General features: G+C 49.6%; 19 protein-coding genes. 13 read left to right on the top strand and 6 right to left on the bottom strand.

Going from position 1 to position 22,697, the window contains the following annotated elements; all coding sequences use genetic code 11:
• Window positions 1-120: 120 nt before the first annotated feature.
• From ACGHZ6_RS05875 to ACGHZ6_RS05905, 7 genes are all read left to right on the top strand, one after another.
• A complete protein-coding gene (locus tag ACGHZ6_RS05875; RefSeq protein ID WP_390617883.1) occupies window positions 121-765 on the top strand; it encodes an OmpA family protein in 645 nt (214 codons plus the stop codon).
• Window positions 766-934: 169 nt separating this feature from the next.
• Window positions 935-2,194, top strand: a complete 1,260-nt coding sequence (locus ACGHZ6_RS05880) for an HDOD domain-containing protein (protein WP_390617884.1) — start codon at window positions 935-937, stop codon at window positions 2,192-2,194.
• A gap of 96 nt (window positions 2,195-2,290) precedes the next feature.
• Window positions 2,291-3,226 (top strand): ABC transporter ATP-binding protein, encoded by a 936-nt coding sequence (locus ACGHZ6_RS05885; RefSeq protein ID WP_390617885.1) that lies wholly within the window; start codon window positions 2,291-2,293, stop codon window positions 3,224-3,226.
• A 2-nt stretch (window positions 3,227-3,228) separates the two neighbouring features.
• Window positions 3,229-3,978: an ABC transporter permease gene (locus ACGHZ6_RS05890; RefSeq protein ID WP_390617886.1), complete on the top strand. Its 750-nt coding sequence runs from the start codon at window positions 3,229-3,231 to the stop codon at window positions 3,976-3,978.
• 14 nt (window positions 3,979-3,992) lie between these two features.
• Window positions 3,993-5,894, top strand: coding sequence for a GldG family protein (locus ACGHZ6_RS05895; RefSeq protein WP_390617887.1), 1,902 nt, complete (start codon window positions 3,993-3,995; stop codon window positions 5,892-5,894).
• Window positions 5,895-6,118: 224 nt separating this feature from the next.
• On the top strand, window positions 6,119-7,327 hold the full coding sequence (locus ACGHZ6_RS05900) for an acetyl-CoA C-acetyltransferase (RefSeq protein ID WP_390617888.1): 1,209 nt from the start codon (window positions 6,119-6,121) through the stop codon (window positions 7,325-7,327).
• A gap of 31 nt (window positions 7,328-7,358) precedes the next feature.
• Window positions 7,359-9,509: a 3-hydroxyacyl-CoA dehydrogenase NAD-binding domain-containing protein gene (locus ACGHZ6_RS05905; protein WP_390617889.1), complete on the top strand. Its 2,151-nt coding sequence runs from the start codon at window positions 7,359-7,361 to the stop codon at window positions 9,507-9,509.
• A 71-nt stretch (window positions 9,510-9,580) separates the two neighbouring features.
• Here the strand turns inward: ACGHZ6_RS05905 and ACGHZ6_RS05910 are convergent, their stop codons facing one another.
• Window positions 9,581-10,828, bottom strand: a complete 1,248-nt coding sequence (locus ACGHZ6_RS05910) for an FAD-dependent oxidoreductase (RefSeq protein WP_390617890.1) — start codon at window positions 10,826-10,828, stop codon at window positions 9,581-9,583.
• Window positions 10,829-10,970: 142 nt separating this feature from the next.
• The gene (locus tag ACGHZ6_RS05915) at window positions 10,971-11,999 is read right to left on the bottom strand and encodes an AraC family transcriptional regulator (protein ID WP_390617891.1); all 1,029 of its coding nucleotides are present in this window, start codon (window positions 11,997-11,999) and stop codon (window positions 10,971-10,973) included.
• Here ACGHZ6_RS05915 and ACGHZ6_RS05920 point away from each other — a divergent pair.
• From ACGHZ6_RS05920 to ACGHZ6_RS05930, 3 genes are all read left to right on the top strand, one after another.
• A complete protein-coding gene (locus ACGHZ6_RS05920; RefSeq protein WP_390617892.1) occupies window positions 11,991-13,817 on the top strand; it encodes a GMC oxidoreductase in 1,827 nt (608 codons plus the stop codon). The genes ACGHZ6_RS05915 and ACGHZ6_RS05920 overlap by 9 nt on opposite strands.
• A 209-nt stretch (window positions 13,818-14,026) precedes the next feature.
• A complete protein-coding gene (locus tag ACGHZ6_RS05925; protein ID WP_390617893.1) occupies window positions 14,027-14,791 on the top strand; it encodes an SDR family oxidoreductase in 765 nt (254 codons plus the stop codon).
• 25 nt (window positions 14,792-14,816) lie between these two features.
• Window positions 14,817-15,593, top strand: a complete 777-nt coding sequence (locus ACGHZ6_RS05930; protein ID WP_390617894.1) for a glucose 1-dehydrogenase — start codon at window positions 14,817-14,819, stop codon at window positions 15,591-15,593.
• A 2-nt stretch (window positions 15,594-15,595) separates the two neighbouring features.
• Here the strand turns inward: ACGHZ6_RS05930 and ACGHZ6_RS05935 are convergent, their stop codons facing one another.
• On the bottom strand, window positions 15,596-16,624 hold the full coding sequence (locus tag ACGHZ6_RS05935) for a helix-turn-helix transcriptional regulator (protein ID WP_390617895.1): 1,029 nt from the start codon (window positions 16,622-16,624) through the stop codon (window positions 15,596-15,598).
• Window positions 16,625-16,735: 111 nt separating this feature from the next.
• On the opposite strand from ACGHZ6_RS05935, the gene ACGHZ6_RS05940 reads away from it, so the two are divergent.
• A complete protein-coding gene (locus ACGHZ6_RS05940; RefSeq protein WP_390617896.1) occupies window positions 16,736-18,538 on the top strand; it encodes an alkyl sulfatase dimerization domain-containing protein in 1,803 nt (600 codons plus the stop codon).
• A 101-nt stretch (window positions 18,539-18,639) separates the two neighbouring features.
• Here the strand turns inward: ACGHZ6_RS05940 and ACGHZ6_RS05945 are convergent, their stop codons facing one another.
• Window positions 18,640-19,446: an IS6 family transposase gene (locus ACGHZ6_RS05945; RefSeq protein WP_390617897.1), complete on the bottom strand. Its 807-nt coding sequence runs from the start codon at window positions 19,444-19,446 to the stop codon at window positions 18,640-18,642.
• Window positions 19,447-19,511: 65 nt separating this feature from the next.
• On the opposite strand from ACGHZ6_RS05945, the gene ACGHZ6_RS05950 reads away from it, so the two are divergent.
• Entirely contained in the window at window positions 19,512-20,567 is a 1,056-nt protein-coding gene (locus tag ACGHZ6_RS05950) for an AraC family transcriptional regulator ligand-binding domain-containing protein (protein WP_390617898.1), read from the top strand.
• Between the two features lie 4 nt (window positions 20,568-20,571).
• Here ACGHZ6_RS05950 and ACGHZ6_RS05955 read toward each other — a convergent pair whose 3' ends face one another.
• Both ACGHZ6_RS05955 and ACGHZ6_RS05960 read right to left on the bottom strand, forming a co-directional pair.
• Complete coding sequence (locus tag ACGHZ6_RS05955; RefSeq protein ID WP_390617899.1) at window positions 20,572-21,030, bottom strand: MaoC family dehydratase; 459 nt, start codon at window positions 21,028-21,030, stop codon at window positions 20,572-20,574.
• A 120-nt stretch (window positions 21,031-21,150) separates the two neighbouring features.
• Complete coding sequence (locus ACGHZ6_RS05960; protein ID WP_390617900.1) at window positions 21,151-21,636, bottom strand: hypothetical protein; 486 nt, start codon at window positions 21,634-21,636, stop codon at window positions 21,151-21,153.
• Between the two features lie 65 nt (window positions 21,637-21,701).
• On the opposite strand from ACGHZ6_RS05960, the gene ACGHZ6_RS05965 reads away from it, so the two are divergent.
• Window positions 21,702-22,508, top strand: coding sequence for an IS6 family transposase (locus tag ACGHZ6_RS05965; protein ID WP_390617897.1), 807 nt, complete (start codon window positions 21,702-21,704; stop codon window positions 22,506-22,508).
• The last annotated feature ends 189 nt before the right edge of the window (window positions 22,509-22,697 follow it).

Below are 22,697 nucleotides of genomic sequence, written 5' to 3' on the forward strand. Positions count from 1 at the left end.
AGTAAAGCGCACTAAACTAATTCCATTAATTCAGGTCTGTATACCTAAGTGAGAGCTTGGTAGCAAAACCAAGCCACCAATAAACGATACAATAGCGGCAACACATACAAGGAGTGCAACATGAGAATTTTCAGCTTATTACTGGTACTGGTTATGGTGGGTTGTACCACCGTTGATCCCTACACCGGTGAGCAAAAAACCAGTAGTACCGCCAAAGGCGCTGGCGCTGGTGCTGTGGTAGGCGCCATTATCGGTGCAGCGACCTCCAGCAAGGGCGACAGAAACAAAGGTATTTTGACCGGCGCCGTTGCCGGTGGTGCTATCGGTGGTGGTATTGGTTATTACATGGATCAGCAGGAAGCGGCGTTGCGCCAGAAGTTGGCGGGCTCCGGTGTTCAGGTACGTCGCGAAGGTGATAACCTGCGCCTGGTAATGCCAGGCAATATCACCTTTGATACCGGTCGTTACGAGATTCGCAGCAACTTCTACAATGTGCTGGATTCTGTCGCCCAGGTGCTGGGGGAGTTTGATAAAACCGCGATCAAGATTGCCGGCCACACCGACTCCACCGGCAGCTTACAAACCAACCAGGTGTTAAGTGAGCGTCGTGCCGAGAGCGTGAAAAACTACCTGTTGACCCATTATATCTCTGTAGGTCGTATTCAGACTGCCGGTTACGGCCCTCGTTACCCCGTGGCCAGCAACGATACGGCTCAAGGTCGCCAGGCCAACCGCCGTGTAGAACTGGAACTCTTACCGATCTAATTTCCCGCCATAGCTACCAAGCGCCATTTTAGTTGTTATTCATCAATAGAAATGGCGCTTAATGCCGATACCCTGTTAGGCAGGGTATTAAAGACTCACCGTATCGGTGTTTTCTCCTATATACTCGTTATAAGAAACCTTCTGTTTACACCTTGGAGCTTTTTTGGCCATGCAGGCCTTATTCGACCCTCAGGCATTAAAACGCTTTGTGCCCTTCCAGGGCCTGGACGATCACCATCTGTTGCTGTTGGCCAGTCAGGTCAATTACCAGAAGGTGCCGGCCGGTTATTGCCTGTTTGAAGCCGGTGATATTGATTCCAATGAGTTCTTCCTGCTCAGTGGCGAAGTGGAGCTGATGACCAGTGATGGCAGCCGCCGTCGTTTAACCGCCGATAGTGAACAGGCAGCTCGACAGTTGTCCCGTCTGCGGCCACGGCAGTATACCGTGAGCACCACCGCACAATCGGAGCTATTGATCATTGATGCCGATATGATCGAAGAGCTGCAGGAGGAAATGCGTCAATCGAATGTGGTTGAAGAGACCTACTTTGTCGATGAGGTTAACAGCATTGAGGAAGCCGAAGGGCGCGAGCTGTTAAAAGACTTTAAGGTGGCCCTGCGCAATAACAGTTTTGTGTTGCCCAGCCTGCCCGAAGTGGCGATGAAGGTACGGCGTCTGCTCGATGATGAGAGTGCCAGTGCCGGCCAGATAGCCAATGTCGTGAACGCCGATCCCGCCATTGCTGCCAAGCTTATCAGGGCGGCCAATAGCCCGGTTTATCACGGCTCAAAAGCCTGCGATACCACCCAGGGGGCCATTGTGCGCTTGGGGTTGGATACCACCCGTCAGTTGGTGATCAGCTTTGCCCTCAAAGATTTGTTTAAACCACGCTCTTCTCTATTGAAGAAAACCATGTTGAAGACCTGGCAGACCAGTGTGGAAGTGGCCGCTATCAGCCTGGTGATTGCCCGCCGTTCGATGGGCTTGGGTTACCCGCCGGAAGAACTAATGCTAGCGGGTTTATTGCACAACGTGGGTGTGATTGCCGTGCTGAGCTATATCGACAGCCATCAAACGCAGGTGGACGATGAGCACAAGGTGCAGGTCATGGTAGACCAGCTGAAAGCCGAAGCCGGTGAGTTGATGTTAAAACACTGGCGCTTCCCCGAGGACTTTATCGTCACGGCGAAAGAGGCCACTCATTGGCAGCGCGAACACGTGGGTAAAGCGGATATCTGCGATGTGGTGCAGGTGGCGCAATTGCACAATATGATGCGTCATAAGCGTCCTCTGCCTGTTGCGCAAATTGATCAGCTTCCAGCCTTTATCAAGCTGCCCTTGGGCGAGCTTACTCCTCAGTTAACCATCAAAATCCTCGATGAATCGCGGGAACAAATTGCTGAAGCCCAGCACTTGCTTAATCAGTAGCGCTGCCCCAGGCTCTATTGATATTCCTCAATCTTGCGATTATATTTTTTTAGCATGTTTTTTATCACTTGAAGCCGGGATGGCAGATGTGAATATATGATTGAAGTCAGGCAGTTAAGCAAACGGTTCGGTAACCTGCTCGCAGTTGATAATTTATCCTTTACGGTAAAGCCCGGAGAAGTGCTGGGGTTTTTAGGCCCCAATGGCGCCGGTAAATCAACCACCATGAAAATGATTACCGGGTTTTTAACACCGGATCACGGCAGTGTGATTGTGCACGGCCACGATGTTATTCAGGACCCGTTGGCCGTAAAGCAGTTAATCGGCTATCTGCCAGAAGGTGCGCCCAGCTATGAGGAAATGTCGGTAGCAGGCTTTCTGAAATTTGTTGCCCAGGTGCGAGATTTCAGAGGGGCAGAGATAGATCGCCGTGTGGCCCATGTTGTTGAGCTACTGCAACTGGAGTCAGTGCTTAAAAAGACCATTGAAACCCTGTCAAAAGGGTTTAAGCGGCGTGTGGGATTGGCGCAGGCGTTAATCCATGACCCGGATATCCTGATTTTGGATGAGCCGACTGATGGTTTGGATCCCAATCAAAAACACCAGGTGCGGGAAATTATTCGCAACCTGGCCAGCAACAAGATTGTGATCATATCTACCCATATTCTCGAAGAGGTGGAAGCCTTATGTCAGCGCGCCATTATTATCGATCGTGGCAAACTGGTGGCCGACGATACACCGATTGCCTTGCAGCGTACCTCTGAATTCTATCAGGCTGTTCACCTCTACCTTGCCGAACCGGTTGCAGATATCAATGCACTGGCGACTGTTGCCGGAGTTAAATCCGTAGTCACCGATGTCAATGATGCCAGCCATCTTATTGTCTTGCCTGAAGGCGACCAGCCTATCTTTGAAGCGGTGTTTGCCGGTGCCAAAGATCTCGGTTGGAAGATACATCATGTTGCTGTGGATGAAGGGCGGCTGGATGATGTGTTCCGTCGTGTAACCACCGCCTTGCCTGTGGAAGCTTAAACATGAATCAAATGTCGTTAACACGTATAGGTGTTGTCTATCGTCGTGAGCTGCAAAGTTATTTTGTCACGCCACTGGCTTATATCTTTATCGCTGTATTTTTATTGTTAAGCGGATTTCTCACTTTTGAGCTGGGCAGTTTTTTTGCCCGTGAGCAGGCCGATTTATTGTCGTTCTTTTTATTTCACCCCTGGCTTTATTTAGTGCTGGTACCACCACTGTCGATGCGTTTGTGGGCCGAAGAACGCCGCAGCGGCAATTTGGAACTGCTGATGACCTTACCCCTGTCGCTGTATGACAGTGTGCTGGGTAAATTCCTCGCGGCCTGGACCTTTACCGGTATCGCGTTGCTTTTATCTTTTCCTTTGTGGCTGACGGTAAATTACCTGGGCGATCCAGATAACGGCATTATCGCTGCGGCTTACTGCGGCAGCTGGCTAATGTCCGGGGCTTTTTTGGCGGTGGGTTCCTGCCTGTCGGCCGCGACAAAAAATCAGGTCATTGCCTATGTGTTAACGGTGATGTTGTGCTTGCTGTTTATTCTCGCAGGGCTTCCCATGTTGCAAGATGTACTGCAGGCAGTATTGCCAGAAGTACTGGCACAAGGGATTGCCAATCTTAGCTTGTTAACTCATTTCCAGAGTATTAGTCGCGGTGTACTGGATATCCGTGATTTATTGTTCTTTATTCTGTTTGCGCTGTGTTGGCTGGGCGCAACGGTTGTTGTACTCAATCTGAAAAAAGCGGAATAGAGGATTTATAGTTTATGAGTAATTCTGTTTCCGTGCGCTCCCTGTGGGGCAAGAGCCTTGCCACTTTACTGGTGTTGGCTGCCGTATTGTTAGTGGGGGTGCAATTACTGCAACAGTTGCCCGCCTGGCGGATGGACCTGACCGAAGAGGGGATCTATACCTTATCGGAAGGTACCGAAGATATCGTTTCACAAGTAGAAGAGCCGATTGAACTCAGCTTTTATTTTTCTGCCTCCCTGGCGGCGGAAGTGCCACAGTTCCGCGACTATGCCCGCAGAATTGAAGACCTGCTGCGTGAATACGAAGCACTGAACCCCACAAAGGTTTCCGTCACCGTTGTTGATCCGGAACCCTTCAGCGAAGCGGAAGACCAAGCGGTGGAGTTGGGATTACAGGGGGCACCTTTAAGTTTGGGTGGCGACAGCTTGTATATGGGCTTGGCTGGTCGTAGCGGTAAAGACAGCGAAGCACGTGAAGAAGTGATTGCCTTTTTTAGCCCGGATCGCGAACAATTTCTTGAGTATGACATTAGCCAACTGATTTATCGTCTAAAGCAAACTCAGTCTCCAGTATTGGGTTTATTGAGCTCTCAATCCATGCTGGGCGGTTTTGATTTTGCTACACGCCAACCCAGTGGCCCTTGGGCTGTGGTTGAGCAATTGCAGCAGATTGTTGATGTGCGTAATTTGCCTGGCACATTAACGGCGGTAGATAAAGATGTTGATGTTTTGATGGTGGTGCATCCTCAGGCGTTACCTGACTCAGCCTTATATGCCATCGATCAATACGTGCTGGCGGGTGGTAAAACTCTGGTTTTTGTTGATCCCCATTTTGAAGGTATGGGACAGGGGGGCTTAAATGGCTCTAACTTACAGCGCCTTTTCGATAGTTGGGGCGTCAGTTTCTCTGCTGAAGAAGTGGTGGGAGATAGCCAGTGGGGCTTGCGACTGGCTGCCAGCGAAGGTGCACCGGCTTTGCCGCACGTCGGCATCTTTGGATTACGCGAAGAAGCCTTTAATCGCGACAGCGTAATCACCGGTGAATTGGAAACGGTGAACCTTGCCAGTGCCGGTTATTTCACCCAGGCGGAAGCCGCCACAACAAATTTGGAACCTTTACTGCAATCCAGTGATCAATCCATGCCATTGGCCGTCGATGATATTGTCGGGATCACCAATCACGGTGATTTACTGTTGGACTTTGCGGCAACGGGAGAGCGATATATCTTGGCGGCGAATATTACCGGCGCTGCCGAGTCTGCCTTTGAGGCCCGTCCAGAAATGGAGGAGGGCACTGAAGAGGCAGAACAAGAAGTTGAGCAAGAAACTGAAGAGACAGTGCTGGAACCGCATCGCAGTGAATCGGTTGATGCCGGTATTCAGGTCATGTTGGTAGGAGATGTCGATATGCTCACAGACCGCCTATGGGTGCAGGTATCAAACTTCTTTGGTCAGCGTGTTGCCATGCCCTGGGCCAACAATGGTGATCTGGTGCTTAACGCCGTCGAGGTATTAAGTGGCAGCAACAGCCTGATTGCCATTCGCTCCCGCGGCCAGTACACCCGTCCCTTCACGCTGGTTAACGAGTTACGTAATGAAGCCGCCGGTGCCTTTAAGGCGCAAGAGCAACGTTTGCTGGAGCAGCTGGAAAATCTGGAAGCCAGTATTCAGGCATTTAATAGCCCGGAAAACGGCGGTCAGTTACTGGAACTCAATGAATCCCAACAAGCCGAAGTTAAGCGTTTTGAAGAAGAGCGCTTAAAGGTGCGCAAAGAGTTGCGACAAGTGCAGCATCAACTCAATCAATCGATAGAATCCCTGGAGTTGCGTTTAAAACTCATCAATATGCTGTTGATACCGACATTGTTGTTAGTAGCCATGATTGGCCTGTTTGTATATCGACGCCGCTACCACTGACGGCTTAACCACAGATAGTTAATTCACAATTTATTACCAGGGCACTTTTTAGTGCCCTTTTTTGTGCTTCCGCTTCTTGATCAGCCAAGGGCTGTTTCTCTTCTATACTTAGTGTTTTGTCAGATTCGTCTATGGTGTTGGCACTCCGCGCCATAGACTCCCTCGGGCGGCTATTCCACACTTGATAGCTTTCAATTAAAACAAAGCAGAGAGAGATACACCCAATGGCAAACCACGCTTATATCTATGAAGCCGTGCGCACCCCGCGCAGTAAGGGCAAGAAGGACGGTTCGCTACATACCGTAAAGCCTATTGACTTGGGCGCCGGCCTGTTGCGCGAGATCCAGTCCCGCCACGACCTGGATACCAGCTATGTCGATGACGTACTCATGGGTTGTGTGACCCCGATTGGCGAGCAGGGCAGTGATGTCGCCAAAATGATCGTCCAAAACGCCGACTGGGATGAGTCCGTTGCCGGTGTACAAATGGACCGCTTCTGTGCCTCTGGCCTGGAAGCTGTCAATACTGCGGCCCAGAAGGTTGCTTCCGGTTGGGATCAGCTGGTGGTTGCCGGTGGTGTGGAGTGTATGTCCCGTGTGCCTATGGGCTCTAACGGTGGTGCCATGGCTACCGACCCGGACTTTTCATTGAAGACCGGTTTTGTGCCTCAGGGTATTGGCGCTGACCTGATTGCCACACTGGGTGGCTGGGGCCGTGAGGATGTAGATGCCTACGCGCTGGAATCCCAGAAGCGTGCCGCCCATGCCCGTGATAACGGTTACTTCGATAAGTCGGTTGTGCCTGTAAAAGACCTCAATGGTTTAACCATTCTTGAAAAGGACGACTTTATTAAGCCAGACACCACCATGGAAGGCCTGGGCAAGCTCAAGCCATCCTTTGAAATGCCTGGCCAGTTTGGTTTTGATGATGTAGCGCTGAGCAAATACACCGCTGTGGATAAGATTGATCACGTTCACACCCCGGGTAACTCCTCCGGTATTGTCGATGGTGCCAGTGCGGTACTGATCGGTAGCGAAAAAGCCGGTAAAGATCTGGGCCTGACGCCTCGCGGCCGTGTTGTTGCCACTGCGATTCTGGCAACCGACCCTATTATTATGCTGACAGGCCCTGGCCCTGCGGCGAAAAAATGTCTGGCCACCGCTGGCCTGAAACCTTCCGATATTGATCTGTGGGAAATCAACGAAGCCTTCGCTTCTGTTGCCATGCGTTATATGCAGGATCTCGATATCAGTCATGAAATTACCAACGTTAACGGTGGCGCTATTGCCATGGGCCACCCACTGGGTGCGACCGGTGCCATCCTGGTAAGCACCATGCTTGACGAGCTGGAGCGTCGTAACGCCAAGCGCGCCATGCTGTCGCTGTGTGTGGGTGGTGGTATGGGCATTTCCACCATTATCGAACGTGTGTAACCGTTGGTTGAGAATTGAAGGGTAAAGAACAATGAGTGTATTTAAGTACGAAAAAGACGCCGACGGTATCGTAACCGTTACCATGGACATGACCGGTCCGGTTAATGCCATGAACGAAGAATACAATGTGGCCATGAACGAAACCGTGGACAAGCTGGAAGCCGAATCCGGTTTAACCGGTGTGGTATTCGCCTCAGCCAAGAGCACCTTCTTCGCCGGTGGTGATCTGAATATGTTGCTGGCGGTTAAGGAAGAAGAAACCGAAGAATTCTTTAACGGTATTCTGGCCACTAAAGAACGTCTGCGCCGTTTGGAAAAATTGCCGGTTCCTGTTGTTGCCGCCATTAATGGTGCTGCGTTGGGCGGCGGTTATGAAATCTGCCTGTCCTGTAATCACCGTGTTGCAATTAACAGCAAGGCCGTACAAGTAGGTCTGCCAGAAGTTAGCCTGGGTCTGTTGCCTGGCGGCGGTGGTGTGGTGCGTATGGTCAACCTGTTGGGTTTACAGAACGCCTTACCGTACCTGCTGGAAGGTAAAAAAGCCAATGCGGAAAAAGCCCTGAAAGCTGGCCTTATCGACGAAACCGTTGAAAGCCTGGAAGAGCTGCTGCCACGTGCCAAAGCCTGGATTCTGGAAAACAAAGACAACGAAGACGCCGCCGTTCAGCCTTGGGATCGCAAAGGCTTTAAGATTCCTGGTGGCAATGCCAACAGCCCGAAACTGGCTCAGGTATTGATGATGGCACCACCCATGCTGCGTCAGAAAACCCGCGGCCTGTTACCGGCACCGGAAAAGATTCTATCCACAGCCGTAGAAGCTGCGCGTTTGGATTTTGATAATGCACACCTGGTAGAAGCCCGTAACTTTGCTTATCTGGCCTGCAAAACCCCACAAGCCAAAAACATGATTACAGCGTTCTTCTTCCAGCTGAATCAGGTTAATGGTGGTTCCAACCGCCCGAAAGATATTGCGCCAACTTCTGTGAAGAAAGTCGGTGTACTGGGGGCGGGTATGATGGGCCAGGGCATTGCCTATGTGTCTGCCATGGCCGGTATCGAAGTGGTACTGAAAGATATCTCCCAGGAAGCGGCAGACAAGGGTAAAGCCTACTCCGAAAAACTGCTGGACAAACGTGTGTCCCGCGGTCGTATGACCGAAGAGAAAAAAGCCGGCATTCTGGGCCTGATCAACGCGACTGCTGACGATGCCGACCTGCAGGGTTGTGATCTGATTATTGAAGCTGTGTTTGAAAATATGGAACTCAAGCACAAGATCACCCAGTCCACCGAAGGTTACCTGGCTGAAAACGGCGTCTGGGGTTCTAATACCTCAACCCTGCCGATTACTCAGTTGGCAGAAGGTGCCAGCAAGCCTGAAAACTTTATTGGTATCCACTTCTTCTCGCCGGTTGATAAGATGCCGTTGGTTGAAATTATCACCGGTGACAAAACCAGCGATGAAACCCTGGCCAAAGCGTTTGACTACGCACGTCAAATCAAGAAAACCCCGATCGTGGTTAACGATTCCGTGGGCTTCTTTACCTCCCGTACTTTCGGCACCTATATCGATGAAGGTATCCACCTGCTGACGGAAGGTGTTAACCCGATTCAAATCGACAGCCTGGGTAAAGCCATTGGCATGCCGGTTGGTCCTTTGACGGTACAGGATGAGGTAAGCCAGGAGCTGGCTCGCAAGGTGCAATCCACTCAGCAGGAAATGGGCCTGTGGCGTGAGCCGGTTGATGGCAATGTCACCGGTGAAGTGGTTGAATGGATTGTCGGTGAACACGGCCGTGGCGGTCGTCATCACGGTGGTGGTTTCTACGAGTACGGTGCCGATGGCAGCAAGAAAATTTGGCAGCCGCTAGTGGACAAATACTACAAGGAAGATCACGGTGTCTCCGAGCAGGATATGAAAGATCGTCTGTTGTTCCGCTCCGTGATCGAAACCCTCAAGTGTCTGGAAGAAGGTGTATTGCGCTCCGTGGCCGATGGCAACATCGGTTCCATTATGGGCATTGGTGCGCCGGTCTGGACCGGTGGTTACCTGCAGTTCCTCAACACCTATGGCTTGGATAAGTTTATCGCACGTACCAAAGAACTGGCTGAGAAATACGGCAAGCGCTTTGAGCCACCTGCGATTGTGGTTGAGAAAGCCGAGAAGGGTGAACTGTTTAGCTAATAGTGGCTAGCAGTAAAAACCTAAAAGCCCGCGAAGTGATTCACGGGCTTTTTATTTGGCCCGATTTTCTTTTACAAAATCCAGAACGGCCCCTGTTTTTTCGCACGATGATACACTTCTGAATACGCAATATCCGAACGCTTGGTATCGTGCAGCACATTCATATTCAGGGCTTCCATCGCCAGCGCGCGCACCTTGTGCCAGGGTTTGGCCATGACGTTTTTCATTCCCAACCAGGACACGGCCATGGTTTCCGGGTGCCAGCGGTCGTTATACATCTTCGCCATTTGCTGCAGCATTTGATCGTCAATCACAGCACCTTCGGTATCAAAACCGGCACGGCCCAAACATTGGTCCAGAATCATGGAGGATTCCATCGCGCCGTTAATGCCCTGACCAATCGGCGGGTAAGAAATGGCGGCATCCCCCAGGAAGATGACTTTGCCGGCGTATAACTGGGAAGATTGTGTTACGCGGCCAATATTCTGAGACGGGCGTTGGGCAAATTCACTCAGCTCTTTATCGCTGGTGTATTGCAGTAATTTCGGGCAGCGTTCGGCAAAGTGTGTACGAACGTCTTCGAGGGAATCGAAACGTTTGTCGTCAGGGTAGGGTACAAAACAGAACCACAGCGGATCCTGAGGGCCTTCCGGGCCATTAATGGCGCCAGCCACGCAGAAACCTTTGGGTGATAATACTTGTAAGTAGCGGGGATCCAAACCGTCGGTATTGGTATCCATGGTAATCATCTTGCAGTGGTAACCCACATCTTTTTTGGTGAGTTGATAGTTGGGCTCCTGTTGCGTCGCTTGTGCGCGTAATACTGAACCACCACCGTCGGCGGCAATAATACAATCGAAGACTTGGCTGTGTTGTTCAGTTGTTCCATCGTCATTGGTAGCTTCAAACTCCAGTCGACCCTGATGCACATTAACGCCGGTTACCCGGTGTTGGTAGTGGATGGTGATAAGGTCCGAGTATTTCTCGTTGACCAAATTAACTAACACGCTAACGATATCACCCCGTGAACCAATCCAGCCGGGTTCATTCCAGGGGGTTACTACCTTGTCTTCGAGTTTGACGCCATCAAACTGAATCATGGCTTTATTAAAGCGATCTACAGCACCGATGTAGTCAATGGCATTGAGGCCGTGACCAGAAATATCGATAGCGTAGGAGCGGTTGGGGTTGTAGGTTGCTGCTTTTAAGGGGCAGTCAAGGGCTTCATACACAGTGGTGGCAATACCGCGACGAGCAAAACAGATAGCGCTGATCAGGCCGGATGGGCCGCCGCCCACAATAGCAATAGTCTTTGACATAATTCTATCCTTTGGAGTTTTGGTCAAAAATGAGATAGGTCTCATTTGTGGGGTTATGCTAAGTCGAGAGCCTGTGCTATAGCAAGCGGGGAAGTCGTACAAGCTGATGATCTATTGATGCAAATCAAAAGATGGGGAGGAGTTAAGAATTTCCCTGACGGAATGACAGGGCGGTTATTCCTGCGTGTTGTTTGAAAAAGCGCATAAAGGCACTGGTTTCAGAATAACCGAGTTCAATACTAATATCGCTCATGGCAAGATTGGTATCACGCAAAAAGTGTTTAGCCATCTCGAGCCGTATATCTGCTAACAGTTGCTTGAAGCTGCTGCCTTCACTTTTTAAGCGCCTTTGAATCGTGCGTCTGTTCACCTGCAAAATGCTGGCGATACGCTCCTCTGTACAATATCCCGTACTCAGTAAAGAGCGAATGAGTTGGCCGACAATCTCTGTATGGTTGGATGCATAGGTCGCGGCCAGTTTGGAGACGTAATCGCTAAAGAAGGCATTGATCTCGGGATCTTGCTCCAAGTGTTCTATATCAAGGGTCGCATTTTCAAATTCAATCGCGTACTGAGGCTGATCAAAATAAAGCGGTGCATTAAAAATACGCTGATATTGGCTCAGATCATTGGGGGCTTTGTGGATAAAGAATACCCCTTTGGCACTCCAGTTATTACCGCCGAATTGCTGCAAGGTGCTGTTGCTGGCCGCCAGTGCCAAATCACACACCTGTGAATCCCGTGAGTGCCCAGGGGTGGTGTTGTCGTACACCAGCAGCGTTTTATTGTTATAGGTTTCGATGCCCAGGCTGGCATCGGTGTTATGCAGGTTGAAGTAGCGGCTGACGATGGCAAAGGCTTCACTTATAGTTTTCGCCTGTCTGGCCAGAATGCCTACCGCGCCGAGTACTTTAAGGTTTTGACGTTCACCAAGCCGCAAACCGAAATCCGGGCAGTGTGTGTCTTGCGCGGCAATATTCAGTGCACGAATAAACGCAGCTGAAGAGACCAGCTGTTCAGTATTACTCAGCAACGCTGTGCTCAATGACACCTTGGCGAGAATCTGCTCAGGATCGCCAGCGAGCTCACGCACCAGCTCATTAAAGCCCTGAAAGGCTGCGGCTCTGATGAGATTGTTCATAGAAATATTGAATTTGTCTGCATGTCGCATATTGTCATTCTGGTGTCGCATATTGTCAATGGTCGCTCAGGGACAGTTGCTACAGTAAGCGCTATCAAGTGGAGAGTGAGAGTCGATGCCATGGGCGTTAATGAGTTTGATGTTGATCAGGTTGTCGTGGGTTCCGGGTTTGGCGGCGCCGTCAGTGCCCTGCGCTTATCGGAAAAGGGTTACAGCGTGCTGGTGTTGGAAAAGGGCCTAAGACGCGAGGATAAGGATTTTCCCGAACTGAATACGGATATGAAAAACTACGCCTGGTTACCCTGGATCGGTTGTAAAGGTACAACGCAGTTCAGCTTTACCCGCAAGGTTGGCATTATCCATGGCGTTGGTGTTGGCGGTGGTTCGCAGATATACGCCAACGTACATCTGGTGCCGCCCGATTCCGCGTTTGAATCCACCGCCTGGACCCGTATTCACAGCGACTGGAAGCAACGCCTGGCACCGTTTTATGCCCTGGCGCAACGTATGTTGGGAACCACAAAAAATCCTTATACCAATGTTGCCGATGACACCTTTAAAGCCGTGGCCGAGGATATTGGTCGCGGTGATAGCTGGGAAACGGTTAATACCGGTGTGATCTTTTCCAGCGAAACCTCGCCGGAAGGCGCCGAGGTAGGGGACCCGTATTTCAATGGCGATGGCCCGGATAGAAACACCTGCAACAACTGTGGCAGTTGCATTATCGGTTGCCGTCACAATGCCAAAAATACCCTGATGAAAAACTATCTCTACTTTGCCGAGCGTAACGGCGTAGAGATTCGCCCGGAATCCCAAGTGGTTCGCATTGAACCGCTGGTTGGCGATAACGGCTTACATGATGGTTCAGGCGGTTATGAAATTACCGTTGAATCTTCTACCAAGTGGTTGTTCAAAAACCGTTACAAGATTCGCTGCCGTGGTGTGGTTTTATCGGCAGGTGTTATGGGTACCGTTCCGTTGTTACTGAATATGCGTGATAACGCTAAAACCTTACCCAATATTTCCTCTTGGTTAGGACAACAAATTCGTACCAACTCGGAAACCTTGATTACCGCCAATAATTTAAATCAGGATGTATGGGAAGGGCCAACCATTACCTCCATGATGGCCGCCGACGATGATACCAATATGGAAATCAACCGTTTCCGCAAAGGCTCTGATGGCCCTTGGTACTACTTGCCTTATGTGCCACTAATCTCTGGCCAGGGTGTATCGCGAGTGTTTAAGTGGTTAGGCAATACGTTACTTCACCCGATTAAAACCCTCAAAGTATTAAACCCGGTAGGCAAAGCCCGCAATTCGATTTTATTTTTAGTGATGCAAACCTCTGAAGCTTATATTCACTTTGAATGGCGTAGGCCTTGGTACCGTTTATTCAATCGCTCCATCACTACCGTGCAAAATGATGAAGATGAGAAACTGAAAGTCAGTTTTCCCGGCGCAGAAAATGTGGCCAAGCGTTACAGTGAAAAACTCGGTGGTGAAGCCGGCAGTTCCCTGATGGAAATTTTGTTTGGTACACCGCTAACCGCTCATATTATGAGTGGGGTGGCTATTGGTAAGGACGCGTCTACGGGTGTGGTCGATGAAAGTGGCGAGGTGTTTGGTTACCAGGGGTTACGCGTGATTGATGGCTCCATTATTCCCGGCAACCTCGGCGTGAATCCTTCACTCACCATTACCGCACTGAGCGAATATGCCATGAGTCAGATCCCCGTATTTGATCAGCAGCGGGCAAACCGCATCAAACCTATTTACTTTTCGGCACCATTGCCGGGGCAGGTCTCTACGCTGAAAGGGGAGGGGGTTCTGACGGAATCTATCTAGTTTATCACCTTGTTCTCTCTGGCCAGGGTGCGAAGGCTTGGGCGTGATATGACCTAAATGTGTCGGCATATGACCGGGTCTAGTGGTTAGTGTTTTTAGTAGTCTAAAGTAAGGTTAGGAAGAGTATCGGTCTGAAAAACTATAAAAAATACAGACCAGCATAGCTGAAGCCTAATGTAGAAGAGCTAAAACCAAGAGAGAGAACATAGATGAAAACCGTATTTATCACCGGTGCTGCATCCGGTATTGGCTTGGCCACGGCCAGGCGTTTTGCGGCCGATGGCTGGTTTGTTGGCCTATACGATATCAATCAGGAGGGCGTAGACAAACTGCTGCAAAGTGGTGAGTTTGCCAATGCCTGTGGTGCTTATTGTAATGTTATGGACCGGGATTCGATTCAGCAGGCGCTGGATCATTTCTCCAACCAAACCCAGGGCCGACTGGATGTACTGGTCAACAACGCCGGTGTTTTAACCGGTGGTGAATTTCACCAGATCGATAGCAAAGCCCACGATATGATGATTTCTATCAATATTAAAGGCCTGACCGATGTTGCGCAGTTGGCCTTCCCTTTACTCAAGCAAACCCCCAATTCCACCTTACTCAATTTGTGCTCTGTCTCCAGTGTGCAGGGTATTCCACAGCTGGCGGTTTACAGTGCCAGCAAGTTTTATGTTAACGGTTTGACCGAGGCATTGAACGTGGAATGGAAGCCTTACGGTATTCGCGTGACCTGTGTAAAACCGCCCATTGTGAATACCGCGATGGGCGCATCTCTCCCCGAACAAATTATGCAGCGTATGGCTGTGGATCTATTGCCCGAACAAGTCGCAGAGGCTATCTACCGTGCCGTACCGGGATCAAACGCAGGCTATCTGTTGGGTTTAAAAGCACAAATGATGGGTCTGGTTACCCGTTTATGCCCCTGGTTTATCCGCCGCAAAATGATTGCTTACGTAACCAGCTATAACTAATACAACAATTGTGTGAGCGAGAGAGATGACTAAGCGTTTGGAAGGCAAAGTCGCCCTGGTAACGGGCGCAGGTAGTGGTATTGGTGAAGCTGTCAGTAAACGGCTCGCCGAAGAAGGGGCTGTGGTGTATGTCAGTGATATTAATCTTGAAGGTGCGCAACGTGTAGCAGCAGATATTTCTGAGGCTGGCGGAAAAGCAGTAGCCAAGCAGCAGGATGTCACCAATGCAGATCGTTGGCAGCAAGTGATAACTGAGATTGTTGCCGAGCAGGGTGGTTTACAGGTACTGGTCAACAATGCCGGTATTGTTATTCCCGGTTCGGTAGCCGATTGTTCACTGGCGGATTGGAAAACTACGCAAGCGGTCAATGGTGAATCCGTGTTTATGGGTACCCAGAGTGCAATCGATGCCATGAAAGACAGCGGTGGTTCGATTATCAATATTTCTTCTATCGAGGGTATTGTGGGTGAACCACAAGCAGCTGCCTATAATTACAGCAAAGGTGGTGTGCGAATCTTTACCAAGTCGGCTGCCTTGCATTGTGCATCGCAGGGCTATCCGGTGAGAATTAATTCGGTACACCCAGGTTTTATTGAAACGCCGTTAATTGCCGGCGCTGCTGCCAGCTTATCGGAAGCTGAAGCAATAGAAATGTTGGAGCGTATTCAGGCAGCCATACCCATGGGGCATATGGGTCAGCCTGAAGATATTGCCAACGGTTGTTTGTTTTTAGCCTCTGATGAATCCCGTTATATGACGGGTTCAGAATTGGTTATCGATGGTGGGTACACGGCTCGCTAATGTTAAGGTGAAGCTTTTACAGCCTTGGGTAAATAACCAAACTGTTTTTTAAACGCTTGGGAAAAATGCCCCATATGGCTGTATCCCACCTGGTAGCCCGCCTCCATGACACTGAGTTGTTCCTGTGCAATCAGGCGGTGGGCTTCCTGCAGTCGTTGTTCCTGAAAATACTGATAGGGTGTGGTGCCATACACCTGCTGAAATAACTGCCGCAGTTTGTCACGCCCTAATCCCACCTGTTTACAAATGTCTGCCAAACCCAGTGGTTCCTGAAAATCGGCCGCCAGTAATTGTTGCGCTTGATGGATACGATGGGCATCGCGAGTATTGAGTTTGGCGTAATGGGTTTGCGGGCGTTGCTGTAAGTTGTCGAACAAATGGCTGCAGACTTCCAGTGTTTTAATCAAGCTTTGCCAAGGCGGTGTATTGTCTTCAACACTGCCGTGAAAAAGTTGGGAGAACAGTTTGGCCAATTGGTCCTGCAGCTTAAAGCCGTAAAACCGCGGCTCCTTGGCATCTATAAACTGGTTAATAATTTCTGGTCGTGGGTCCAGCCATTGCCAGGCTTCTGGCTTTAAGCGAATCAACAGCATCCGAATGGGACCGTTATCTTCAAACATCAAATTCATAGCCAGATGATGGTTGTACAGGTAAGCCATACCTTCTGAGCGCTTTTGCGGAGCTGACTGAGGAGCTGACTGAGGAGAAGGTATAGCCTCACCATCATTGGCTATCAAACGCGATGAATCGGTCAGCAAAATGGTCCATACCGGCGCGTTTAGTTCAGGCGTGCGTTGAATGGAAAAGGGCTGTTTCAGATTGCTGTCCCAACGCACCAGTTCTATCCCCTGCGCCAAGGCCCAGCCCTGCATAGTGCCCGAGCCATGGCTGGAATCAATCACCGCTTTACCGGGTTCTACCAGGGTAGCTTCGCTAAGCGCGGCCAGCAGCGCAATCAACTCATAGATATCGGTATGGCCCAGGGGCGAGACCTGGCCCTCAACCGGAATATCGTTTCGTTCGTTTGCCATAATAATCAGTCGTAATGGGATATTTTGTCCGCTTATATGGCTAATTATATCGCATAAGTTGGTCTAGGATAGGGGTAATGCTATTGATGCTAAAAGAATAGGAGAGAGAGAATGTTGCACTTGAGAAAGGCGCTGTTTGCCGGTGTAGTGGGGTTATCCACGCTGGGCCTGGTGGCCTGTAAAGATACCGTGTCGGTAGACGCCCCGGCAGCTATTAACTATCACGTAGAGCGCAGCTGGCCTGAGCATTTTGAAGAGCACCGCAAACACTTTGAGCCCAAGGTGTACCAGATTGGGGAGCACAAGCTTTGGTCCATTAACAATCCGGACGATTGGGCTGCCAACAGTATTCTGATTGAAGGTGAGACCGGCCTGATTGTTTACGATACCGGTTTAAGCCATGAGCATGGTGAAGCCATTTTGGCAGAAGTGCGTAAGCTCTCCGACAAACCCATCACCCATATTTTTTATTCCCACCACCACCCGGATCATTACAACGGTACCTCCGGTTTGGTATCGGTTGATGACGTGAAAGCAGGCAAGGTAAAAATTTACGCCTGGGAAAACTTTGTTGAGGAAATGAACAGCGAGTGGGGCGCTACCGCACCGGCACAAGTTATTCGTTCGGTGTATTACTTAGGCATTGCATTACCTGAAGAAGATGCCCACTACCACGGTTGCTGTGGTGAAAAATACGGCGGTCGCGCAGGATATATTCCACCAACCGATACCTTTTCTGAAGACACCCATATCACCCTTGATGGTGTAGAGATGAATATCTTTTACACCGGCGGTGAGGCCAAATCTGAATTTGGTCTGTACTTGCCCGCGTATAAAACTGCGGTGGTTGCCGACGAACTGTTTCACTCCGTGCCCAATATTTACACCATTCGCGGCGCAAAATTCCGCGAGCCAGAAGGGTATATGCGCGCAGTCGATGCGGTGCTTCACTACGATGTGGAATACCTGTTAGGTACTCACCTGGTGCCCATCGTAGGCAAGGATAATATTCGCCAGCAGGTGATCAAGTTCCGTGACCTGGTGCAGTGGATTAACGACCAGTCTATCCGCTATATCAACAAGGGCTACGGCATCGAAGAACTAAAAGCGAAATTTACCGAAGTGCCAGAGTATTTGGATAACGGCGCTTTCTCCACCGAGATGTACGGCAGCTTCCGCCACATTGCCCCGCAAATGTTTACCGGCCTGGTGGGATACTTTAGTGGTGATGCGATTGAATACCGCCCAACAGAACCGGTTGAACTGGCCCGCCGTCATATCGAACTTATGGGGGGGCGCGATCGCGTCTTTAATGCCGCCGCCAATGCTTATAACGATGGTGATTCTCAGTTTGCTGCCGAGTTACTAACCTATTTGATCCGGGTTGATAACGACGATATGGAAGCCCGTCACCTAAAAGCGGCTGCGTTTCGTAAACTGGGATATGCCGAGTTAAACACCACCTGGCGCTCCTGGTATTTAACTTCAGCCTTGGAGCTTGATGGTGTTATGTCACCTTCAATGGTGGTTGAGGAAATGAAAGATGCCGTCTTTGCCAAACTGGAATCCAAACCGGCGGTAGAGATTATTGGCGGTTTGCGCTTCCGGGTAAAAGCCGAAGAGGTCGGTGGCGATCATTTAGTGATTAACTACAACATTACTGACTCCAACGAACAGGTTAGTGCCGAATTACGCAACGGTGTACTGGTTGTTAAACCTGAATTGCATCCCCAGCCTCAGGCGGCGTTAACCATGACCCGTGAGACCTTTAATAAACTGGTGAAGCAGGAATTGGGGCCTTTGGAAGCGATTAAGGATGGGGTAATTGACTTTGAAGGCAATCCGCTTAAATTGAGAGCCTTTGGCAAAGCCTTTGATGAAAACCCGTTTATGGAGCGTTTGGCGGTTCGCTAGCAGGTTTATTTACGCTAACGTGTTACCTCTGATGTAAATGAAAAAAACGGCTTTGTAAAAACTCAGTCACTTTCGAGCGAGAACCTGTTTACAGTTATTTGTTACAATGAGTAAATCCATAATTGCTGATACTCTCGAAATCTGAACGGATTAATCCTGCGTCGCTCAGATCGACTCTTGTTTTTCACCCGAAAGTGCTGCCGTAACTCTTCAAAGACCGTGCAAAATATCAGGGCGCAAAACACATCCTTAAACCCTTTCATCACCTTGTATCTGGACTTTATGGCTCGGTGATCTTGCTCCAAACAGTTATTCAGGTATTTTACGTCACGGTGATGAGTGCTATTCCCGAACACTCGCTTAATGGCTGGGTATAGTGCAGGCTCTTTGTCTGTGGTGATCTGCGACGGGACGACATCTGTTGTGCTGTGGCATTGCTTAAAGAAAGCCTCTGCTGCAGCCTGATCCCGGACATCACTCAGATAAACATCGACCAGATTCCCCTGCTTATCAATGGCTCTGTATAGATAGCACCAACGCCCATCAATTCTGATATAGGTCGCATCGATATGCCATTTGTGACCCGCCTTGCCCTGTCGAGATTTCCTCAGCTTGATGCCCAGTTCAGTGCCAAAACTCTGTGCCCAATTATGCACCGTCTGGTGACACAGTTGAATTCCTCGGGTAGTCATCAATTCCACCACATCATCCAAGCTGAGCTTGAAGCGGTAGTATTGGTAGACCGCCAGCATAACCACTTCGGTCGGGTACTCGATGAAGTTTAACGACGTGCCACTTCGCTCATTGAACTGACTTATGCAAGCGCGGCACCGAAATTGCCTGTAGCCAAGCGATGTCGTCCTGGGAATTTCTCGTGTGTTGGGCGAGGAGCAAGTGGGACAGATCATGGCAGGTCAGCCTTCTTATTGGAAATAATCGAATTGTACTCTGTTCAGGCTTGCAATAGCGGTTTATGGGACTGAGTTTTGACAAATCCATAAAAACCGCCAAAAACAGCGTTTCAGCCCTCTACGTAAACCAGGCATTAGAAGGAATAAGACAAGAGAATTACAATCTGGAAGATCTACTTTATCAGTGCCACCTCACTGAGGAAGATCTTTATAGAAAGGAACAACGCATCGAGATCGATAAGGCCGTCAAGCTGTATAAACTGTGCTATCAGGTAACTCAGGACGAGTCACTTTGCCAGCTTGAACATCCAACCCAGCTAGGGCATTTTCGCATACTGGCACTCTCTCTGTTAAACACCCGCACCCTGGGTAAAGCCCTGCGTCGAATGACAGAATTTAACAATTTGTTTCACAACAGTTTTCATTTCTCGATAAACACATCTCATGGTCAGACAACATACAGCGTCGAACGCATTCCTGGACACAAGATTCTCACTACCCACGCGATTGATGGCGTACTTAGCCTCGCTCATCGTTTTCTAGGCTGGCTCTGCAACGACCGGATTATTCTCAACCAGGTAAGTCTCGACTTCTCGCCGCCAGACTACAAGAATGAACACAAACATTTATATTACGGCGCACCCGTTCTGTACAACCAACCGATAAATTCCTTTAGCTTCGATAATAGCTATCTTGATCACCGCATCATGCAAAATGAAGCCAGCGTAGAAAGCTATATTCGTCGCTCGCCTCTGGATCTTCATCTACCTATAGACGTCGGTGGGGCTCTGACACAATCTGTCCGTTTGCTCACCAAAAAAGCTTTTACACAACAAAAGCTTCCCCCTGAACTCGACGACATTGCTTCACACTTAAACTACAAATCCCATACACTGAGGCGGAGACTAAGCGAAGAAGGCACCAACTTTCACACAATTCAATCGCAAGTAAGACGGGATATCGCAATCCACCATCTAGGTCACCCGGAAACCAGTATTGAAGAAATCGCCTTGCACACTGGCTATAGCGAGCCTAGCGCCTTTATTCGAGCTTTTAAAAACTGGACGGGCTTTACACCGTTGCAGTTCCGCAAAGGCATGATAGTAGATGAGCCCTAGAGAATTACTTGACCATCTGCATGCAGATCCACTCGGCCTTTAAAGCTGGCTTATCGCTGCCTTCTATTTCGACTTCGACGTCATAGGTGAGCATAAACTGGCCGGGGGATTTTTCAACGGCAGCCAGAACTTTTGCGTGGCAGCGAATGCGGCTGTCTACTTTTACGGGAGCGATAAAGCGAACCTTATCGAAACCGTAGTTTACGGCCATAAACATGCCATCAATCATCAAACTAAAGGTTTTGGCAAAGTGAGAGATCATGGAAAGGCTCAGGAAACCGTGAGCAATAGTGCCGCCAAAGGGAGATTCCTTGGCTTTCTCAGGGTCTACATGAATAAACTGATGATCCAAAGTGCAGTCGGCAAATTGGTTAATTTGCGTCTGGGTAACGGTAAACCATTCACTGGCTTCCAGTTGCTCGCCAACACAGCTGGCAACATCTTCACGTGATAGAACTTTCATGACACTTTCTTTTTCGGCGACTAGCTATTGACCATCCTGACACTTGCTGCACAACCCGGCAATGACAATTATTCACAACAATAATTGACAGCGAATAACAATTTAGAAGGAAGATTGAAGTCAAGCAGGTGCGTTATCCATATCGGAAATCAGGGTACGGCTGGCCCTAAAGAAAAAGTAGACCGCAAAAGCACCACCAAAAACTGCTGCGAATAACATGGCGTAGCGCAGGGACTCTCCGCCCCCAGGCATCGCCAGCATATCACTCAAGAAGCCCACTGTGGCTGGCCCCATTCCCATGCCGATGATATTTATAACAAAGTAGAGCACAGCCGTTGCCTGTGCTCGGTTGGCAGTCGACACCAACCCATGACTTAACGCAAGAACTGCAGGCAACCAGGAGGCAAACAGCCCCATACCCACTACGTTCAGACCGAGAGCCAGATATAGATTATCCGTGGTTAAGATAATAAAAGTAAACACACCACTGCTCAGCATTGCCGTGGCTGCCAGCCAAACGTACCAGCGACGGTCACGCATCTTCAGCTTATCCACCAGCATACCACCACCAATGGTACCGATGGATTTGTCAAAACTCAGTCCCATAAACCGCTATTGCAAGCCTGAACAGAGTACAATTCGATTATTTCCAATAAGAAGGCTGACCTGCCATGATCTGTCCCACTTGCTCCTCGCCCAACACACGAGAAATTCCCAGGACGACATCGCTTGGCTACAGGCAATTTCGGTGCCGCGCTTGCATAAGTCAGTTCAATGAGCGAAGTGGCACGTCGTTAAACTTCATCGAGTACCCGACCGAAGTGGTTATGCTGGCGGTCTACCAATACTACCGCTTCAAGCTCAGCTTGGATGATGTGGTGGAATTGATGACTACCCGAGGAATTCAACTGTGTCACCAGACGGTGCATAATTGGGCACAGAGTTTTGGCACTGAACTGGGCATCAAGCTGAGGAAATCTCGACAGGGCAAGGCGGGTCACAAATGGCATATCGATGCGACCTATATCAGAATTGATGGGCGTTGGTGCTATCTATACAGAGCCATTGATAAGCAGGGGAATCTGGTCGATGTTTATCTGAGTGATGTCCGGGATCAGGCTGCAGCAGAGGCTTTCTTTAAGCAATGCCACAGCACAACAGATGTCGTCCCGTCGCAGATCACCACAGACAAAGAGCCTGCACTATACCCAGCCATTAAGCGAGTGTTCGGGAATAGCACTCATCACCGTGACGTAAAATACCTGAATAACTGTTTGGAGCAAGATCACCGAGCCATAAAGTCCAGATACAAGGTGATGAAAGGGTTTAAGGATGTGTTTTGCGCCCTGATATTTTGCACGGTCTTTGAAGAGTTACGGCAGCACTTTCGGGTGAAAAACAAGAGTCGATCTGAGCGACGCAGGATTAATCCGTTCAGATTTCGAGAGTATCAGCAATTATGGATTTACTCATTGTAACAAATAACTGTAAACAGGTTCTCGCTCGAAAGTGACTGAGTTTTTACAAAGCCCGACTAATCATCCCCTCGATGTCGCGATAGTTTAAACACCTATGAACACAGCGAGAAGTCATCGAGGACAGAGTCATGGGAATAAAACAGGGGCAGGGTAAAACATTGAACGCCCCGAAGGGCGTTCAATGAGCAG

The organism is Maricurvus nonylphenolicus (genome assembly GCF_042854845.1).
In the GTDB taxonomy this organism is placed as follows: domain Bacteria; phylum Pseudomonadota; class Gammaproteobacteria; order Pseudomonadales; family Cellvibrionaceae; genus Maricurvus; species Maricurvus nonylphenolicus.

Excerpts from the sequence above, each read along its gene's own strand:
- ACGHZ6_RS05875 (WP_390617883.1), top strand. The coding sequence starts at position 121 with ATGAGAATTTTCAGCTTATTACTGGTACTGGTTATGGTGGGTTGTACC.
- ACGHZ6_RS05880 (WP_390617884.1), top strand. The coding sequence starts at position 935 with ATGCAGGCCTTATTCGACCCTCAGGCATTAAAACGCTTTGTGCCCTTC.
- ACGHZ6_RS05885 (WP_390617885.1), top strand. The coding sequence starts at position 2,291 with ATGATTGAAGTCAGGCAGTTAAGCAAACGGTTCGGTAACCTGCTCGCA.
- ACGHZ6_RS05890 (WP_390617886.1), top strand. The coding sequence starts at position 3,229 with ATGAATCAAATGTCGTTAACACGTATAGGTGTTGTCTATCGTCGTGAG.
- ACGHZ6_RS05895 (WP_390617887.1), top strand. The coding sequence starts at position 3,993 with ATGAGTAATTCTGTTTCCGTGCGCTCCCTGTGGGGCAAGAGCCTTGCC.
- ACGHZ6_RS05900 (WP_390617888.1), top strand. The coding sequence starts at position 6,119 with ATGGCAAACCACGCTTATATCTATGAAGCCGTGCGCACCCCGCGCAGT.
- ACGHZ6_RS05905 (WP_390617889.1), top strand. The coding sequence starts at position 7,359 with ATGAGTGTATTTAAGTACGAAAAAGACGCCGACGGTATCGTAACCGTT.
- ACGHZ6_RS05910 (WP_390617890.1), bottom strand. The coding sequence starts at position 10,828 with ATGTCAAAGACTATTGCTATTGTGGGCGGCGGCCCATCCGGCCTGATC.
- ACGHZ6_RS05920 (WP_390617892.1), top strand. The coding sequence starts at position 11,991 with ATGTCGCATATTGTCATTCTGGTGTCGCATATTGTCAATGGTCGCTCA.
- ACGHZ6_RS05915 (WP_390617891.1), bottom strand. The coding sequence starts at position 11,999 with ATGCGACATGCAGACAAATTCAATATTTCTATGAACAATCTCATCAGA.
- ACGHZ6_RS05925 (WP_390617893.1), top strand. The coding sequence starts at position 14,027 with ATGAAAACCGTATTTATCACCGGTGCTGCATCCGGTATTGGCTTGGCC.
- ACGHZ6_RS05930 (WP_390617894.1), top strand. The coding sequence starts at position 14,817 with ATGACTAAGCGTTTGGAAGGCAAAGTCGCCCTGGTAACGGGCGCAGGT.
- ACGHZ6_RS05935 (WP_390617895.1), bottom strand. The coding sequence starts at position 16,624 with ATGGCAAACGAACGAAACGATATTCCGGTTGAGGGCCAGGTCTCGCCC.
- ACGHZ6_RS05940 (WP_390617896.1), top strand. The coding sequence starts at position 16,736 with ATGTTGCACTTGAGAAAGGCGCTGTTTGCCGGTGTAGTGGGGTTATCC.
- ACGHZ6_RS05945 (WP_390617897.1), bottom strand. The coding sequence starts at position 19,446 with ATGATCTGTCCCACTTGCTCCTCGCCCAACACACGAGAAATTCCCAGG.
- ACGHZ6_RS05950 (WP_390617898.1), top strand. The coding sequence starts at position 19,512 with ATGGGACTGAGTTTTGACAAATCCATAAAAACCGCCAAAAACAGCGTT.
- ACGHZ6_RS05955 (WP_390617899.1), bottom strand. The coding sequence starts at position 21,030 with ATGAAAGTTCTATCACGTGAAGATGTTGCCAGCTGTGTTGGCGAGCAA.
- ACGHZ6_RS05960 (WP_390617900.1), bottom strand. The coding sequence starts at position 21,636 with ATGGGACTGAGTTTTGACAAATCCATCGGTACCATTGGTGGTGGTATG.
- ACGHZ6_RS05965 (WP_390617897.1), top strand. The coding sequence starts at position 21,702 with ATGATCTGTCCCACTTGCTCCTCGCCCAACACACGAGAAATTCCCAGG.